This window comes from Kitasatospora sp. NPDC003701, assembly GCF_053587085.1.
Window position 1 is genome coordinate 2,730 of record NZ_JBSFNM010000040.1, and the last position, 20,095, is coordinate 22,824.

The window sequence follows — 20,095 nt, forward strand, 5'->3', positions numbered from 1 at the left end:
ATGAACCCGCCAGTGCCGAGCGACGAGTCCGCCCTGCTCGCGCAGCTCGTGGCCCAGCAGGCCGACCTGACGCCGCACGCGGTCGCGGTGACGGACGGCGCGAGCTCCCTCGGTTACGCCGAGCTCGACGCCCGGGCCAACCGGCTGGCCCACCACCTGCTGGAGGCCGGGGTCGCCCCGGACACCGTGGTGGGGGTCCGCCTGCCCCGGGGCGTCGAGCTCGTCGTCGCGCTGCTGGGCGTCTGGCGGGCCGGTGGCGGGTACCTGCCGCTCACCCCGGACCTGCCGGCGGCCCGGCTGGCCCGGCTGGTCGGCGACAGCGGGGCCCGCCTGGTGATCACCGACGCCGCCTCGGCGCAGGCCGTCCGGGAGGCGGGCGCCGACCCGGTCGTCCTCGACGGCTCGGCCGAGTGGTTCGACGCCCTGCCGGCGACGGCCCCGGAGGTGCGGCCGGCGGCGGAGCACCTCGCCTACGTCATCTACACCTCCGGTTCGACCGGTGAGCCCAAGGGCGTCGCGATCACCCACGGCGGCATCGCCAACCGGGTCCGCTGGGTCGTCCGCGAGGGCGGGCTGACCGGGCAGGACACGGTGCTGCAGAAGACCGCGATCACCTTCGACGCCCACTGCTGGGAGGTGTTCGCCCCGCTGATCAGCGGCGGCACCGTCGCCCTGGCACCGGTGGGCGTGGAGGCCGACCCGGCCGCCATGCTGCGGGCCGTCGCGGACCACCGCGCCACCGTGCTGCAGGTCGTGCCGTCGGTGCTCCGGCTGCTGCTGGAGGAGGACGGCTGGGAGCGCTGTGACGCGCTGCGGCTGCTGTTCTCCGCGGGGGAGCCGCTGACCAGGGAGCTGGTCTCCGCGGTGCGGAGCAGGGCGGCCGGGGTCCAGGTGTGGAACACCTACGGCCCGACCGAGTGCTCCATCGACGTCACGGCGCACCGGGTCGACCCCGAGGCGCTCACCGGGCCGGTGCCGATCGGCCGGCCCATCACCGGCATGCGGGTCCTGGTCGTGGACGCCGCCGACCGCCCGCTCGGCCCCGGCCGGGCCGGGGAGCTGCTGGCCGGCGGCATCGGCCTGGCCCGCGGCTACCTGGGCCGCCCGGCGATGACCGCCGAGCGCTTCGTCCCCGACCCGTTCGCCGGAGACGGCTCCCGGCTCTACCGGACCGGCGACCGGGTGCGCTGGCGCAACGACGGGGTCCTGGAGTACCTGGGCCGGATCGACGACCAGCTCAAGATCAACGGCGTGCGCGTCGAGCCCGCCGAGATCGAGGCCGCGCTGCTCGCCCACCCGTCGGTGCTGATGACCGCGGTGGTCGGGTACGAGACCCCGAACGGCGACAAGCGACTCGCCGCGCACTACGTCCCGCGCCCGGAGGCGCCCCGGGCCGGCTCCGCCGAGCTGCGCCGCTTCCTCGCCGAGGCGCTCGCCCCGGCGATGGTCCCGGGCACCTTCGTCGAGCACGCCTCGCTCCCGCTCGGGCCGACCGGCAAGATCGACCGCAAGGCCCTGGCGGTGCCCGCCGCCGGGTCGGGCGGTGTGCGGCGCGCCCCGGTGACGGAGGCCGAGCAGTTGGTCGCCGGAGCCTGGCGCACCGTGCTGGGCGCCGACGAGGTCGGCCTCGACGACGACTTCTTCGACCTCGGTGGCACGTCCCTGCAGCTGACCCGCCTGGTGACCCGGCTGCGCGAGCTGTCCGGCGCCACGGTCGCCCTGCGCGGGCTGTTCGGCGCCACCACCGTCGCGGCGCAGGCCGAGCTGCTGGGCACGGCCGCCGAGCCGGGCCCGAAGCCCGTCGACCGCGGCCGGCCGCTGCCGCTCTCGCCCGGCCAGCAGCGCATCTGGTTCTCCGAGCGGCTGCGCTCGGGCGTCGGCGAGTGGGTGTCCGGGCTCGTCCTGCCGGTGCCGGCCGACGCCGGGACCCCGGTGGTCCAGCGCGCGCTCGACCTGCTGGTCGAGCGGCACGAGGTGCTGCGCAGCCGCTTCCCCGAGATCGACGGCCTCCCGGTGCAGATCGTCGACCCGCCGGCCCCCGTCGGGCTGCGGGTGGTGCGCGGCGGCGCCGCGGCGGTGCCCGGCGTCCTGCGCACCGAGCAGCAGGAGGGCTTCGACCTGGCGGCCGGCCCGCTGCTGCGCGCGGTGCTGGTCGAGGACGGGACCGACCGGGCGCTGTGCCTGCTGATCCACCACATCGCCTCCGACGGCTGGTCGACCGGCATCCTGGAGCGCGAGTTCGCCGAGCTCCTCGGGGCGCTCGCCGCCGGCCGCACGCCCGAGCTGCCGGCCCTGCCGATCCAGTACGGCGACTACGCGGCCTGGCAGCAGGAGGCCGCCAAGGAGCCCTGGACCGAGCGTGAACTCGACCACTGGGCCCAGGAGCTGGACGGTCTCACGGCGCTGCGGCTGCCCACCGACCGGCCGCGTCCGGCGGTCCGCGACGCCCGCGGCTCGATCGTCCCGCTGGAGATCGACGCCGAGCGGAGCGAGGCGCTGGACCGGCTCGCCCGCAAGGCCGGCACCACCAGGTTCACCGTGCTGCTCACCGCCTTCGCCGCCCTGCTCGGACGGCACGGCGGCAGCTGGGACCTGCCGATCGGCACGCCCGTCGCGGGCCGGGAGTTCCCGCAGACCGAGGGCGTGGTCGGCTTCTTCCTCAACAGCCTGGTGCTGCGCGCCCGCCTGGAGCCGGAGCTGTCCTTCACGGCGGCCGTGGACCGGCTCGGAGGGACCGTCAAGACCGCGCTCGCGCACCAGTCGTTGCCCTTCGACCGGCTGGTGGAGCGGCTCGCGCCCGAGCGCGACCTCTCCCGCACCCCGATCTTCCAGGCCGCCTTCGACTTCCACGACGCCGACTTCAACGCCCTGATCGCCGAGGACGCGCCGGTCGAGTCGCTCGCCGAGATGTGGCACTCCACCCACACCGACCTCACCCTGATCCTGCGGTCGCGCTCCGACGGCTCGCTGGTCGGCGGCCTGGAGTACGCGACCGCGCTGTTCGACCAGGCGACCGTGCGCCGGATGACCGAGCACCTGCTGCGGATCATCGAGGTCGCCGCGACCGCGCCGCACCTCGCGCTGGCCGAGCTGCCGCTGCTCTCGGCGGCCGAGTTCCGGACCGTGGACGGCTGGGGCACCGGCGAGGCCGTGGACGGGACGGCGCCGGTCCCGGTGCCGGCCCTGGTGGCCCGGCGGGCCGCGGAGACCCCGGACGCGGTGGCGCTGGTCGGCGAGGACGACGTCTGGACCTACGCCCGGCTGGACGACTACGCGGGACGGCTGGCGAGCCGGCTGCGCGCGGCCGGCGTCGGCGCCGAGGACGTGGTCGTCGTCGCCATGGACCGCGGGCCGCGGTTGATCGCGGCTCTGCTGGCGGTCTGGAAGGCGGCCGGCGCCTACCTGCCGGTCGACCCGACCTTCCCGGCCGACCGCGTCGCGCGGATGGCGGAGGCCGCCGGCGCCCGGGTGCTGCTCGCCGACGGGCCGAACGCCGAGCGGTACGCCACCGCCGTGGACTCCTGGACGGTGCTGGACGTCGACCGCCGGCAGGCGGCGATCGAGGCCGGCGAGCCGCTCCCCCCGGCCCCGGACGACCTCGACCGGCTCGCCTACCTCATCTTCACCTCGGGCTCGACCGGCCGCCCCAAGGGCGTCGCGGTCACCCACCGAGGCCTGGCCAACCACGTCCAGTGGGCCGCGCGCACCCTCGTCGGGGCCGCGCCCGGTGGTGGCGCGCTGTTCTCCTCGATCGCCTTCGACCTGGTGGTGCCGAACGTCTGGGCGCCGTTGACCACGGGTGAGCGGGTCTGGCTGCAGGCCCAGGACGGCGACCTCTACGAGCTCGGCGACCACCTGGCCAAGGCTGGTCCGTTCGGCTTCCTCAAGCTGACGCCGAGCCACCTGCAGGTGCTCACCGACCGGCTCGGCCCCGAGCGCTGCGCCGAACTGGTCGGCGAGCAGGGCCTGATCGTCGCGGCCGGCGAGCGGTTGCCCGCGGCGCTGGCCCGCCCCTGGGCCGCCGCCCTCGGCGACGGCCGGCTGATCAACGAGTACGGCCCCACCGAGACCTCCGTCGGCACCTGCGTGTTCCCGGTGGACAACCCGGTGCTCGGCGACGAGGTGCCGATCGGCCGACCGCTGCCCGGCATGGTCATGCGGGTCCTCGACGAGCGGATGCGGCCGGTCCCGGTCGGCGTGATCGGCGAACTCCACGTCGGTGGCACCGGGGTGGGGCGCGGCTACCACGGCCGGCCCGGCCTGACCGCCGAACGATTCCTGCCCGACCCGCTCGGGGCCCCCGGCGCCCGCCTCTACCGCACCGGTGACCTGGTGCGCTGGACGGTGCGCGGCCAGGTGGAGTTCGTCGGCCGGATCGACGAGCAGGTCAAGATCCGCGGCTTCCGGGTCGAGCCCGGCGAGGCCCGCGCGGTGCTGTTGGAGCACCCGGCGGTGCGGGACGCGGCCGTGGTCCCGGTGCCGAGGCCCTCCGGCGAGCTCCAACTCACCGCGTACTACGTGCTCGCCGACCCGGCGGAGCCGGCCCCCGCCGGCGCGGAGCTGGCGGCGCACTGTGCGCGGGCGCTGCCCGACTACTCGGTCCCGGCCTCCTTCACGGTGCTCGACCGGATCCCGCTCAACGCGAACGGCAAGCTCGACCGCTCGGCCCTGCCCGAGCCCGAGGCCGCGGCCTCGGCCGGTGCTCCCACCGGCCCGCGCGACCTCGGCGAGCAACTGATCTTCGAGATCTGGCAGGACCTGCTGGGCGGGCCGGTCGGAATCGAGGAGAACTTCTTCCAGGCCGGCGGCAGCTCGATCCTCGCGATCCAGCTGGTGGCCCGACTGCGTGAGGCCTTCCAGCTGCAGATCGGGGTGCGCAACGTCTTCGAGGCGCCCACGATCGCCGAAATGGCCCGGCTGGTCGAAGACATGATCCGCCAGGACGACGCCGCGCAGGGCGCGGGCCCGGACTCCCTGAAGGGACACAACGCGTGAACGACAAGGTCGAGCCGGCGCCGGTGCGCGGTACCCAGCCCACCTCCCGCGAGGACCTGTTCCGCGCGAGGCTGCAGGCCGCCGGGGCGGCGCGCCGCGAGGCGTTCCCCCGGGCCGACCGGTCCCGCCCGCTGCGGCTGGGTGACGGTCAGCAGCAGATGTGGTTCCTCAACCGGCTGGATCCGGAGAGCGACGAGTACGTCGTGCCGCTGGCGCTGCGTCTGCGCGGCGCCCTGGACGAGGACGCGCTGGCCGCCGCCTGGCGGTTCGTGTTCTCGCGCCACGAGATCCTGCGCTCCCGCTACGCGACGGTGGACGGCGAGCCCGCCCAGCTGGTGACCGACGAGGTACCGGCCGCGCCCGCCGTGACCGACCTGCGCGCGGCGCCCGCCGAGCGGCGCGAGGCCGAGACGCGTGCGGCGCTCGACCGCGAGTTCGCGCGCCCCTTCGACCTCGCGGTCGACCTGCCGGTGCGCGGCTCGCTGATCCGGGTCGCCGACGACGAGGCGATCCTCGCCGTCGCCTTCCACCACATCGCCTGCGACGCCTGGTCCACCGGCGTCTTCGCCACCGAACTCGCCGCCGCCTACACGGCGGTGCTCGGCGGCACCGAGCCGCAGCTGCCCGAGCTGACCGTGCAGTACGCCGACTACGCGGCCTGGCAGCGCTCACGGGTGGACAGCGCCGACGCGGAGCGCGACCTCGCCTACTGGCGCGGCCGGCTGGCCGGGGTCGAGCCGATCGACCTGCCCACCGACCGCCCCCGCCCCGCCGTGCGTGACCACGCCGGCGGGCAGGTCCGGTTCACCGTTCCCGAGGACCTGGCGAACCGGGTCCGGCAGTACGCCCGCAACCACGGCACGACGCCGTTCGCGGTGCTGCTGACCACGTACCAGCTCCTGCTCTCGCGCTACACCGGGGTCCAGGACGTGGCCGTGGGCACCGTCGTGTCCGGCCGGGACGCCGCGCAGCTGCGCGGTCTGATCGGGTACTGCATCAACAGCCTCGTCCTGCGCGGCCGTTGGACCGACGACCGGAGCTTCGACGAGCTGGTGCGCGGCAACGCCGCCACCGTGCTGGAGGCCTTCGACCACCAGCAGATCCCCTTCGCCCGGCTGGTCGACGAGCTGGAGCCGCAGCGCGACCTGTCGCGCACCCCGCTGTACCAGGTCGCCTTCACGATGCACGACGAGCGCGCCGACGGCCTCGCCTTCGGCGACGTCGCCGCCTCCGCGTTGGAGGCCGGCGAGGGCGTCGCCAAGTGCGACCTGGCCCTCCAGGTCTCCGGCGTGCGGACCGGCGCGATGGGCGCCGGCTTCGTCTTCGCCGCCTCGCTCTTCGACGAGCGGACCGTCGAGCGCTTCGCCCGGCACTTCCTGCGTCTGCTGGACCGCTGCACCACCGAGCCGTCGGCCGCCGTCCGCACCGCCGTCTTCCTGGACGGGACGGAGGCCGCGCTGACGGCGGACACCCGGCCGCTGCCGGCCGCCACCGTGCCGGCCGGCCTGCACCAGCTGTTCGAGGCCGCCGCGGCGAAGAGCCCGGAGGCCGTCGCCCTGGTCGTCGGCGAGCAGGCCTTCGGCTACCAGGACGTGAACGAGCGGGCCAACCGGCTCGCCCACCGCCTGCGCGCCCTCGGCGCCGGGCCGGAGCGGTCCGTCGGCGTGCTGCTGGAGCGCGACGCGCGGCTGGTCCCGGCCCTGCTCGGTGTGCTCAAGTCGGGTGCCGCCTACCTGCCCCTGGACCCGTCGCTGCCGGCCGACCGGCTGGAGTACGTGCTGACCGACGCCCGGGCCGGGATCGTGCTGACCACCGCCCGGCTGGCCCCGCAGCTGCGGACCCACTTCGACGGTGTGGTGGTCGAGCTCGACGGCGCCGACGCCCCGGCGATCGCGGCCGAGCCGGCCGGGAACCCGCAGGCGGAGGTCCACCCGGACAACCTGGCCTACACGATCTACACCTCCGGCTCGACCGGCCGCCCCAAGGGCGTCCGGGTGAGCCACGCCAACGTGGCGCGACTCCTGACGACCGCTCAGGAGCACTACGCGTTCGGCGAGTCGGACGTGTTCAGCATGACCCACTCGTACGCCTTCGACGTCTCCGTCTTCGAGATGTGGGCGGCCTACGCGCACGGCGCCCGGCTCGTCCTGGTCGCCGAGGAGGTCGTGCGCTCGCCCGAGGACCTGCTGCGCACCCTCGTCGCCACCGGTGTCACCGTGCTGTCCCAGACGCCGTCGGCCTTCCGCGGCCTGGTCGCCGCCGCCCGCGAGGGGGACCCGCGGCTCGACGAACTCGCGCTGCGCCTGGTGGTCTTCGCCGGTGAGAAGCTGGAGGTCCGCGAACTGGCCCCGTGGGCCGAGCGGATGGGCCTGGACGGGCGCGTGGCGCTCGCCAACATGTACGGGATCACCGAGACCACCGTGCACAGCACCCACCACCGCCTGGACGCGGCCGACTTCGAGCCGGGCGCGCCCAACCGGATCGGCGAGCCGCTCTCGGACCTGCGGCTGCGGCTGCTCGACGCCGAGGGCCGGGCCGTTCCGGTGGGTGTGGTCGGGGAGATCTGTGTCGCGGGTGCGGGTGTGGCCCGTGGGTACTCCTCGCCGCGTTTGACGGCGGAGCGTTTCGTGCCGGACCCGTTCGGCGTGCCGGGTTCGCGGATGTACCGCAGTGGTGACCTGGCGCGGCGCCGGGCGGACGGCGTGCTGGAGTTCATGGGCCGCCGCGACCACCAGGTGAAGGTCCGGGGCTACCGGATCGAGCCGGGCGAGGTCGAGGTCGCGCTGGCGGCGAACCCGTCGGTGGGCGAGGCCGTGGTGATCGCCCGGGACGACGACGGTTCGGGTGCCCGTCTGGTGGGTTACGTGGTGCCGGCGCCGGGGGCCGGGGTGCCGTCGGCGCAGGAGCTGGCCGAGTGGTGCGGCCGGACGCTGCCGGCGTACATGGTGCCGTCGGCCTTCGTGCTGCTGGACCGGGTGCCGCTGAATGTGAACGGCAAGCTGGACCGGGCCGCGCTGCCGGTGCCGGGTCGGGACGACGTGCGCGGTGGCGGTGCGTTCGTGGCGCCGCGTTCGGCGGACGAGCGCGTGGTCGCCGCCGTGTGGCAGTCGGTGCTGGGTCTTGAGCGGGTCGGTGTCGAGGACGGCTTCTTCGACGTCGGCGGCGACTCCATCCGGGCGATCACCGTGGTCGGTGCGCTGCGCGCGGAGGGCTTCGACGTCGCCGTGCGCGACCTGTTCGAGCACCGCACCGTCGCCGCCCTGACCGAGGCGGCCCGCGGCCGTGCCAAGGCGCTGCCGGAGGCGCCGTCCGTCGAGCCGTTCGCCCTCCTCGACGGTGTCGACCGGGAGGCCCTGCCGGCCGGCGCGGTGGACGCCTACCCGATGTCGCAGAACCAGCTCGGCATGCTCGTCGAGATGCTCGCCTCCAGCGGAGTACCGGCCGGCGAGGGCATCGGGAACCTGTACCACAACACCACGACCTTCCCGATCACCGACGGGCGCGGCTTCTCCGAGCCGGCGTTCCGTGCGGCGCTGGAGCTGCTCGCCCGGCGGCACGAGATCCTGCGGACCTCGCTGCACCTGACCGACTACCCGCGGCCGCTCCAGATCGTGCACGGCTCCGCGACCCTCGGCCTCGGCGTGCGCGACCTGCGCGGCCTGGGCGAGGACGAAGTCGCCGCCGTGCTGGCGGAGTTCACCAGGGCCGACCGCGCCGAGCTGTTCGACCTCGCGGTGCCCGGGCTGCTCCGCTTCTTCGTCCACGTGACCGACGGCGGCTACCGGCTCTCCGTCACCGAGTGCCACGCGGTGCTGGAGGGCTGGAGCCACCACTCCCTGCTGATGGAGCTGCTGGCGCTCCACGGCGAACTGCGCGACGGCGTGGAGCCCGCGCCGTACGAGGCGCCCGGCGTGCGCTTCGCCGACTTCATCGCGGCCGAGCAGGCCGTCCTGGCGAACGAGGAGAGCCGCGCCCACTGGAGGGACCTGGTCGGCCGGACGGCCGGCTTCGTGCTGCCCGAGGCATGGGGCGACCAGGCCGCGGACGCCGGCGTCCCGGTGGCCGCGCGCACGCCGTGGGCGGACCTGGAGGACCGGCTGCGGACCCTGGCCGTCGCCTCCGACGCCTCGCTCAAGAGCGTCATGCTCGCCGCCTTCGGCAAGGTGATGAGCCAGCTCACCGAGGAGCCCGCCTTCCGGGTCGGCCTGGTCGGCGACGCCCGCTCCGAGCGGCTCGGTGCCGACCGGGTGGCCGGCATGTACCTGAACACGCTGCCCTTCGCGGTCGACCGCTCCGCCCGCACCTGGCGCGAGCTGGTGCGCTCGACCTTCCGGCAGGAGGCGGCGTTCTGGCCGCACCGCGGCTACCCGCTGCCCGCCATCGTGCGGGACTCCGGCCAGGGCTCCCGGCTGTTCGAGGTCTTCTTCAACTACCAGGACTTCCACCAGATCGACGGCGAACTGGTCGGCTTCGGCGGCAACGACGAGAGCCCGACCGAGTTCCCGCTCACCGTCTCCTCGCGCGCGGGGCACATCTTCCTGACCGCCAACCCGCGGCTGGTCGGCCGCGCCGCCGCCGAGCGGATCGCCGCGATGTTCCGCCTGGTCCTCGAAGCGATGGCGGCGGACCCGGACGGCGACGCCCAGGCCGCCCGCCTCCCCGAGGCCGAGCGCACCCTGGTGCTCGGCGACTGGTCGGCCACCCCCGCCGCGGCCACCGCCGAGCAGGCGCTCGCGGCCTTCGAGCGCCACGCCGCGCAGTCGCCCACGGCGACCGCCGTCACCGGCCGCGGTGTCCTCGGCGAGATCGTCGAGGAGCTGAGCTTCGCCGAGCTGGACGCCCGGGCCAACCGGTTCGCCCACCGCCTGCGGGCGCAGGGCGCCGGCCCCGAATCGGTCGTCGCGGTCTGGCTGCCGCGCTCCACCGACCTGGTGGTCGCGCTGCTCGCCGCCTGGAAGGCGGGTGCCGCCTACCTGCCGCTGGACGTCGCGGCCCCCGAGGGCAGGGTCGCCCACCTGCTGGCCGATGCCAAGGCCGTCGCCCTGGTCACCGACGCGGCCGGCCGGCAGCGCCTGGACGGCCGGGCGGCCTGCCCGGTCGTCACCCTCGGCGAGGGCGAGGACTCCTCGGAGCAGTGGCCGGCCACCGCCCCCGAGCGCGCGGACGGCTCGGACCGGCTCGCCTACGTGATCTACACCTCCGGCTCCACCGGCACGCCCAAGGGCGTGCAGATCGGCCACCGGGCGCTGGCGGGCTACCTCGACTGGGCCGTCACCGACTACATCGACTCGGAGGGCGGCACCGCGCTGTTCTCCTCGGTCGCCTTCGACCTCGTGGTGCCGACGCTCTGGGCCGCGCTCGCGGCCGGACGCCCGGTCCACGTGTTCCCGGAGGAGCTGGACCTGGCCGACCTCGGGCGCGCGCTGCGGGCCGCGGCGCCGTTCGCCTTCCTCAAGCTGACGCCCGGCCACCTCGAACTGCTGTCCAAGCAGTTCGAGGACGCCCGCGGCCTCACCCGCACCCTCGTGGTCGGCGGCGAGAGCCTGTCCGCCCGCGTCGCGGAGGCCTGGTGCGAGCTGCTCGGCGGCGGCCGCGTCGTCAACGAGTACGGCCCGACCGAGGCGACCGTCGGCAACAGCGTGTACGCCGTGACCGGCGCGCTCGCCCAGGACCCGGTCCCGATCGGCCGGCCGATCCCCGGCACCTCGATGTACGTCCTCGACGAGCACCTCCAGCCGGTGCCGGTCGGCGTGGTCGGCGAGCTGTGCATCGGCGGCGGCCACCTCGCCCGCGGCTACGCCGGCCGGCCGGGCCAGACGGCCGAGCGCTTCGTGCCGGACCCGTGGGGCGAGCCCGGTGCCCGCCTGTACCGCACCGGCGACCTGGTCCGGTTGCTGCCGAACGGCGACGCCGACTTCCTGGGCCGCCGCGACGAGCAGGTGAAGATCCGTGGCTACCGCGTCGAGCTCGGCGAGATCGAGGCGGTGCTCGCGGCGGTGCCCGGGGTCTCCCAGGCCCGGGTCACCCCGGTGCCCACCGCGGCCGGCCGGCTGCTGACCGCCTACTACGTGAGCGAGTCCGGCGAGGCCCTCGACACCGCCGCGCTCAGCGCGAGCGCGGCCGCCTTCCTGCCCGCCTACATGGTTCCGGACGCCTTCGTCGCGGTGCCCTCGGTCCCGCTGACCGCCAACGGCAAGCTGGACCGCGCCGCGCTGCCCGCCCCCGAGGCGGCGGCGCAGGCCCGCCGGGCCGCCCGGCGCGCGCCGGGCGACCCGCTGGAGGAGCGGGTCGCCGCGGTCTGGTCGCAGGTGCTCGGCCTCGACGAGGTCGACGTCGAGACCAGCTTCTTCGACCACGGCGGCGACTCCATCCGCGCCGTCTCCCTGGTCGGCTCGCTGCGCTCCTCCGGCCTCGACATCGGGGTGCGCGACGTCTTCGAGGCGCGCACCGTCGCCGGGCTCGCCGAGCTGCTGCGCCGCCGCGACGCGGTCGAGGCGACCGCGACCGCCGTCGCGCCGTTCGCGCTGATCGGCGCCGAGGACCGGGCCGTGCTGCCGGCCGGGGCCGTGGACGCCTACCCGCTGTCGCAGAACCAGCTCGGCATGCTGGTCGAGACACTGGCCTCCGAGGCCGACAACTCCTACCTCGACGTGGCCTCGTTCCTCATCGCGGACTCCGTCGCGTTCGACCCGGCGGCCTTCCGCCGGACCGTGGACCTCGTGGCGGCCCGGCACGACATCCTGCGGACCTCGTTCGACCTGCACACCTACTCGGTGCCGATGCAGGTCGTCCACGCCGGGACGGACATCGAGGTCGGGTACGCCGACCTGTCCGGCCGCTCCGAGCAGGAGCGGCGGGCCGACCTGGAGCGCTTCGTCGCCGCCGAGCAGGCCCGCGCCTTCGACCTCCAGGCCGGCCGGCCGATGCTGCGGATCTTCGTCCACACCGAGGACGAGGGCACCTGGCGCTGCACCTTCACCAAGAGCCACGCGCTGCTCGACGGCTGGAGCTACCACCTCCTGCTGACCGAGCTCGTCGAGTGCTACCGGCAGGTCCTGGCCGGGCGGACCCCCGCGGCGCCCGAGGCGGGGACGGCGCGCTACGCCGACTCCATCGCGGCCGAGCTGGCGGCGCTCGCCTCCGAGGACTCCCGCGGGTACTGGCAGGAGATCGTCGACAACCGGGCCCGGCTGACCTTCCCGGAGACCTGGCGGGGCGACACCACCGCGCCGCGCGCCAAGGTCCGCGCCGGCCTGCGGTTCACCGACCTCGAACCGGGGCTGCGCGCCCTGGCCCGGGAGGCGGGCGTCTCGCTCAAGAGCGTGCTGCTGGCCGCCCACCTGAAGGTGATGAGCCAGCTCACCCACGAGGCCTCGTTCCAGACCGGCGTGGTCTGCCACACCCGTCCGGAGACGGCCGGCGCCGACCGCGTGCTGGGCATGCTGCTCAACACCGTGCCGTTCGGCCACGACCGCTCCGCGCGCACCTGGCGCGAGCTGGTCGCCTCGGTGTTCGAGGGCGAGTCCCGGATGTGGGAGCACCGGCACTTCCCGATGCCCGCCATCCAGACCGAGCTGGCCGGGGGCGGCCGCGTCCTGGAAGCCTTCTTCAGCTACCTGGACTTCTCCGGCGCGGACCTCGAGGACACCACCGACGAGAGCACCGGGATCAACACCAGTGCCACCGAGTTCGCGCTCGGCGTCACCACCCTCGACACCATCCTGACGCTGCGCACCGACTCGCACACCATGACCCAGGAGCGGGCCGACCACCTGGCCGCGATGTACCGCGCGGTGCTGGAGTCGATGGCCGCCGGCCCCGACGGCGACGCCCGGACGGTCCGGCTGCCGGCCGACGCGGTGGGCGTCGAGCAGTGGGGCGAGAAGGCCGACTTCGGCCGCGCGAGCGTGCCCGAGCGGATCGCGGCGCAGGCCGCGCGCACCCCCGACGCGGTCGCCGTCGTCGCGGGGGAGCGGACGCTCTCCTACGCGCAGCTGCTCGCCTCGGCCGACGCGGTCGCCGAGCGGCTGCGGGCCGCCGCGGTCGCGCCGGGCTCGCTGGTCGGCGTGGTCGTCGACCAGGGCCTCGACCTGCTGCCCGCGCTGCTGGGCATCTGGCGGGCGGGCGCGGCGTACCTGCCGCTGGACCCGTCCTACCCGGCCAAGCGCCGGGGCGCGCTGCTGGCCGACGCCGGCGCCGCGGCCGCCGTCACCCAGCGCCACCACGCCGAGCAGCTGGGCGAGGCCTTCCCGGGCCCGCTGGTGCTCGCGGACGCGCCGGCCCCGTCCGGCGCGGACCGTCCGGCCGCCGTCCACCTGCCGGACCCGCAGGACCTCGCCTACGTCATCTACACCTCGGGCTCGACCGGCCGGCCGAAGGGTGTCGAGGTCACCCACGAGGGCCTGGCCAACCACCTCGGCTGGGCGGCCCGCGACCTCGGCGGGGCCGGCCGGGGCGGATCGGCGTTGTTCTCCTCGGTCGCCTTCGACCTGGTGGTGCCCAACCTGTGGGCGCCGCTGCTGACCGGCGACCCGGTGCGGATGCTGCCCGCCGGCCTGGACCTCTCGGACCTCGGCCGCGAGCTGCTGGCCGGCGCCCCGTACTCCTTCCTCAAGCTGACCCCCGGTCACCTGGAGATCCTGTCCGGGCAGATCACCGCGGCGCAGGCCCGCGACCTGGCCGGCGTCGTCGTGGTGGCCGGCGAGGCCCTGCCCGGCGCGCTGGCCGGCCAGTGGGCCGGGTGGCTCGGCGACCGCCGCCTGGTCAACGAGTACGGCCCGACCGAGGCCTCCGTCGGCACCTGCGTCAACCCGCTGTCGCTCCCGGTGCCGGCCGGCGTGGTGCCGATCGGCAAGTCCCTGCCCAACATGGGCATGTACGTCCTCGACGACAACCTCCAGCCGGTGCCCGACGGCGTGGCCGGCGAGCTGTTCGTGGTCGGCACCGGCGTCGCCCGCGGCTACCGCGGACGACCCGGGCTGACCGCCGGGCGCTTCCTGCCCGACCCCTTCGGCGCCCCCGGCTCGCGGATGTACCGCACCGGCGACCTGGCCTGCCGGGACACCGACGGGAACGTCAGGTTCCTCGGTCGCCTGGACGACCAGGTGAAGATCCGCGGTCACCGGATCGAGCTGGGTGAGGTGGCCGCCGCGCTGCGCGCCCACCCCGAGGTCCGGGACGCGGCGGCGATCGCGAGCGCCTCACCGGCCGGGGACCTGCGCCTGGTGGCGTACGTGGTCGGCGGGGCCGGCGCGGCCGAGCTGGCCGCCCACTGCGCCGAGGTGCTGCCCGAGTACATGGTCCCGGCGGTGTTCGTCCCGATGGACGCGCTGCCGCTGACCGCCAACGGCAAGCTGGACCGCAAGGCCCTGCCCGACGCCCAGGAGGCGGCGGAGCGCGCCTACACCGCCCCGCGCACCCCGCTGGAGCAGCGGGTCGCGGCGGTCTGGTCGGCCGTCCTCGGGGTGCCGAGGGTCGGCGTCGAGGACCGGTTCTTCGAGATCGGCGGCGACTCGATCAAGGTGATCGCGCTGATCAGCGCCCTGCGCGCGGAGGGCCTGGACGCCCAGGTCCGCGACCTCTTCGAGCACGGCACCGTGGCCGGCAGCAGCCGGGCGCTCGCCGAGCGCACCGCCCCGACCGGGGCCGTGACCCCGGTCGCCCCGTTCGCGCTGGTCTCCGCCGAGGACCGCGCCAAGGTGCCCGCCGACGTGGTGGACGCCTACCCGCTCTCCCGGATCCAGACCGGCATGCTGGTCGAGATGCTGGCGAGCGGGGACGGCTCGACCTACCACAGCGTCGGCTCGCAGCGCGTCCCGGACCGGCAGCCCTTCGACGCGCACGCGTTCCGCGCGGCGCTCGCCGTGGTCGTCGCCCGGCACGGGATGCTGCGTACCTCCATGCACCTGACCGGCTTCTCCGAGCCGATGCAGCTGGTGCACGCGGGCGCCGAGGTCCCGCTGACCGTGCACGAGCGGCGCGAGGAGCTCGAAGGCCTGCTGGAGCGCGAGCGGGTCACGCCGTTCGACCTCTCCGCCGCCCCGCTGCTGCGGGTCGCGGTGGTCCTCGACGGCGAGGACGGCTGGTGGCTGACGCTGGTCCAGCCGCACGCCACCCACGAGGGCTGGGCCCGCCACAACCTGGTCACCGAGCTGCTGGCCGCCTACCGCGGGCTGCGCGCCGGCGGGGCGGCGGACGCGGCCGAGCCGACCGGGGCGCGGTACGCCGACTTCATCGCCGCCGAACGGCGCTCCCTGGACTCCGAGGAGGACCGCGCCCACTGGCAGCAGGTGATCGCCGAGCGCTCACCGGTCGCCCTGCCCGCGGTCTGGGCGCGCAAGGGCGGGCCGCGCGAGGCCTACGACCAGCGGATCGACTTCCCCGATCTGGCCGAGGCGCTCCAGGCGGTCGCCGCCCGGGCCCGCACCTCCGTCAAGAGCGTGCTGCTCGCCGCGCACACCAAGGTCGTGTCCCAGCTGGCCAACGAGCCCGGCCGCTACTTCGGCCTGGTCGCCGACGCCCGCCCGGAGCTGACCGGCGCCGAGCGCGTGTACGGCATGCACCTCAACACGGTGCCGTTCGCGGTGGACGCCCTGCCGGACACCTGGCTGCGGCTGGTCCGTACGGCCTTCGACCGGGAGGCCGCGGCCTGGACGCACCGGCACTACCCGATGCCGGCCATCGCCAGGCTGCGCCCGGACGCCGGCGAGGCGCTGTTCGACGTCGTCTTCAACTACTTCGACTTCGCGAAGCAGGAGGAGGCGGCCGGCGACGGGCCGCGGATCGGCGACTCGCAGAACGACTTCGCCCTCACCGTCAACTGCTCGCCGGTGCACATCTCGCTCACCACGAACACCCACGTGATGGACCGGGAGGCGGCCGCCCGCCTGGCCGCGATGTACCGCGCGGTGCTGGCCGCGATCGCGGCCGACGCCGACGGCTCGCCGCAGGGCGTCCTGCTGCCCGAGGAGGACCGCCGCAACCTGCTGGAGCTGTGGACGGACACCGCCCGCGAGCCCGTCGACCTCGACGCCGTGGCGGCGTTCACCCGCTTCGCCGCCGAACGCCCGGAGGCGCTCGCCGCCCGCGACGGCCGCGAGCAGCTCAGCTACGCCGAGCTGGACGCGCGCGCCAACCGGCTCGCGCACCACCTCGTCTCGCTCGGGACGGGGCCGGAGAGCGTGGTCGGCCTGCTCGCCGAGCGCTCGGTCGAGCAGCTGGTCGCGGTGCTCGCGGTGCTCAAGACCGGCGGCGCCTACCTGCCGGTGGACCCGCACCTGCCCGACGAGCGCAAGGCCTACCTGCTCGACGACTCGGGCGTCCGGCTGCTGATCGCCGACCGGTCCGACGACCCGGCGGGCCGCGACGGCCGGCGGATCGTCGGGCTCGACCGCGCCGAGGAGTGGGCCGACCGGCCCGCGACCGCCCCGACCCCGCAGGTCACGCTCGACAACCTGGCCTACGTGATCTACACCTCCGGTTCCACCGGCCGCCCCAAGGGCGTGATGGTGCACCACCGCGGCATGGGCAACCACCTGCTCGCCAAGGTCGAGGACCTGGAGCTGACGGGCGACGACGTCGTCGCGCAGAACGCCCCGCTGAGCTTCGACGTCTCGGTCTGGCAGATGCTCGTCGCCTTCGTGGTCGGCGGGTCGGTGAGCGTCATCGGCTCCGAGGCCGCCGCCGACCCGGCGGCCCTGTTCGACCGGGTCGTCCGCGACGGCGTCACCGTGCTCGAAGTGGTGCCCTCGGTGCTGCGCGCCGCGCTGGACGTCTGGGACGCCGGTACCCCGGCTCCGGACCTGCCCGCGCTGCGCCGCCTGGTGGTCACCGGCGAGACCCTCCCGCCCGAGCTGTGCGTGCGCTGGTTCTCCCGGTTCCCGCAGGTGCCGATGGTCAACGCCTACGGCCCGACGGAGTGCTCCGACGACATCACCCACGCGATCCTGACCGAGGCCGGAGAGGCCGAGGGGATCAGGGTCCCGATCGGCCGGGCCGTGCGCAACACGACCCTGTACGTGCTCGACGAGGCCGGCGAGCTCGTCCCGGTCGGCGTGCCGGGCGAGCTCTACGCGGGCGGCGTCGGGGTGAGCCGCGGCTACATCGGCCGCCCCGGGCTGACCGCCGAGCGTTTCGTCCCCGACCCGTGGGGCGAGCCGGGCACCCGGCTCTACCGCACCGGCGACCTGGTCTGCCGGCGCGCCGACGGGCAGCTGGAGTTCCTCGACCGGGTCGACGACCAGGTCAAGGTGAACGGGCAGCGCGTCGAGCTGGGCGAGATCGAGGCCTCGCTGGCCGCGCACCCGGCCGTCGGCACCGCCGTGGTCCTGCTGCGCGGCACCGACGCCGGGAGCGAGCGCAAGCGGCTGGTGGCCTACCTGGTCCCGGCCGCCGACCGGGCCCCGGTGCCGGCCGAGCTGCGCGCCTGGCTCACCGACCGGCTGCCGCTGCACATGGTCCCCGCGGCCTTCGTGGCGATGGAGTCGCTCCCGCTGACCCCGAACGGCAAGACCGACCGGCGCGCCCTGCCCGAGCCCGGCGGGGAGCACTTCGCGGGCATGGCCTCCGTCCCGCCGCGCAACGCCGTCGAACGCCGGCTGTGCGGCATCTGGAGCGAGGCGCTGCACGTTCCGGAGGTCGGGATCGAGGACAACTTCTTCGACCTCGGCGGCGACTCGCTGGTCGCCGTCGCGCTGGTCGGCCGGGTCCGCGCCGAGGGCCTGGACGCCACCGTCCGCGACGTCTTCGAGTTCCGTACGGTCGCCCGGCTCGCCGAGGCGCTGGCCCTGCGGCCGAGGCTGGGCGAGGACGCCCAGAGCACCGTCGCGCCGTTCGCGCTCGTCCCGGAGAAGGACCGGGAGGCGCTGCCCGAGGACGCGGTCGACGCCTACCCGCTGACGCAGAACCAGCTCGGCATGCTCGTCGAGATGCTCGCCGACAGCGACCGGAACGTCTACCACATCGTCAACAGCTTCCGGATCAAGGACGAGCACCCCTTCGCGGCCGAGACCCTGCGCGAGGCGGCGGACCTGCTCTCCGCGCGGCACGAGGTCCTGCGCACCTCGATCCGGTTGACCGGCCACTCGGTGCCGCTCCAGGTCGTGCACGGGCGGTCGAGCATCCCGGTCGGCAGCGCGGACCTGCGCGGGCTCGACCAGGAGGCGGCGGTCGCCGAACTCCAGGCCTACGTCAAGGACCAGCGGGCCCGGCCGTTCGACCTCGCCACCGCGCCGCTGCTGCGGATCCACGCCCACGTGGAGAGCGACGAGGCCTGGTGGCTCACCTTCACCCAGTGCCACGCCGTCACCGAGGGCTGGAGCTACCACCTCGTCCTGATGGAGCTGCTGGAGACCTACCGCGCGCTGCGGGCCGGCCGGACCCCCGAGCCGGCCGAACTGCCCGCCGTCCGCTTCGCCGACACCGTGGCCGGGGAACTGGCCGCGATCGCCGACGAGGAGCAGCAGACCTACTGGCGCGGGATCGTCTCCGAGTACAGCCCGCTCAACCTGACCGGGCTCGGCGCGAACCCCGGGGCGGAGCCGGCGCCGGTCTACGGCCAGGTCCCGTTCGAGGACCTCGAAGCCGGTCTGCGGGGGCTCGCTTCCAGGGCCCAGGCCTCGCTCAAGTCGGTCCTGCACGCCGCGCACCTGAAGGTGATGAGCCAGCTCACCGACGCCTTCGGGTTCCACTCCGGGCTGGTCTGCGACACCCGCGTCGAGGTGCTCGGCGCCGAGCGGGTGCCCGGCATGTACCTCAACACGGTCCCGTTCCCGATGGACCGGGGCGCCCGCACCTGGCGGGAGCTCGTGCAGCGGGTCTACGCCCGTGAGGTCGAGCTCTGGCCGCACCGCCGGTACCCGATGCCGCTGATCCAGCGCGCCGGGGGCGGCGGCCGGCTGGTGCACGTCTACTTCAACTACCTCGACTTCCACCTGGTCGACGACGAGGTCGTGGACACCGGGCGGCGGATCAGCAACGCCCCGGTCGAGACCGGCATCGGCCTGACCGTCCACAACCGTGGAAGCCGTCTGCACCTCAGCAGCCACTCGGCCGTGATCAGTCCGGCTGGCATGGAAAGGATCACCGCCATGTACCGCGAGGTCTTGGAAGGTATGGCGAACAACGAGGACGGGGACGCCTCGGCGATCTACCTGCCCGCCGAGGAACGCGCCCGGCTGCTGTCCGAGGACGGCTCCGGGGCCGGCGCGGACGCCGTCGGCGGCACGCTGACGCGCCTGTTCGCGGACCAGCGGGACGCGCTGCCGGACGAGCCGGCGGTCACCGCGCAGGGCGTCACGCTCAGCTACCGCGAGCTCGACGAGCGCGCCAACCGGCTGGCCCACCGCCTGATCGAGCTGGGCGCGGAGCCGGAGCAGCTGATCGGCCTCTGCCTGGAGCGCGACGAGCACCTCGTCCCCGGCCTGCTGGGCACCCTCAAGTCGGGTGCCGCCTACCTGCCGCTCGACCCGGCGGCCCCCGCCGGACGACTGGGCCACATCGCCACGGACGCCCGGGCCGGACTGGTCGTCACCGTCCGTGCGCTGGAGCCGCTGGTCCGCGAGTTCTTCGACGGCCCGCTGGTCGTCCTCGACGACGACGCCGAGGCCGCGCTGCTCGCCGGCCTGCCCGTGACGGCCCCCCGGGTGGCGATCGAGAGCGACCAGCTCGCGTACGCCATCTACACCTCGGGCTCGACCGGTCTGCCCAAGGGCGTCCAGGTGACGCACCGCAACGTGGTCCGGCTCGTCGCCACCGCCCAGGAGCACTACGCGTTCGACGAGTCGGACGTGTTCAGCATGACCCACTCCTACGCGTTCGACGTCTCCGTCTTCGAGCTGTGGGCCGCGCTGGGCAACGGCGGCCGCGTCGTGGTGGTCGCCGCGGACACCACCCGCTCGCCGGAGGACCTGCTCGACCTGCTGGTCGAGGAGGAGGTCACGGTGCTCTCCCAGACGCCGAGCGCCTTCCGCGCGCTGGTGGCGGCCGCCCGCGACGGCGACCCGCGGATCAAGGCGCTGGCCCTGCGCGCGGTGGTCTTCGCCGGTGAGCGGCTGGAGATCCCGGCGCTCGCGCCCTGGATCGAGCGCCGCAGCCTGAGCCG

The 20,095-nt window shown here is 75.0% G+C and carries 2 protein-coding genes (1 of these 2 running past the window's edge); both read left to right on the forward strand.

Annotation, left to right across the window (positions count from 1 at the left end; all coding sequences use genetic code 11):
• Nucleotides 1–4,995, forward strand: coding sequence for an amino acid adenylation domain-containing protein (locus ACWDRR_RS29785; RefSeq protein ID WP_449775336.1), 4,995 nt, complete (start codon nt 1–3; stop codon nt 4,993–4,995).
• On the forward strand, nt 4,992–20,095 hold the 5' portion of the coding sequence (locus tag ACWDRR_RS29790; RefSeq protein ID WP_449775337.1) for an amino acid adenylation domain-containing protein. It continues 6,934 nt past the right edge of the window; the window shows 15,104 of its 22,038 coding nt (coding positions 1–15,104); the start codon lies at nt 4,992–4,994; its stop codon lies off the right edge, out of view. The genes ACWDRR_RS29785 and ACWDRR_RS29790 overlap by 4 nt, the downstream gene beginning before the upstream one ends.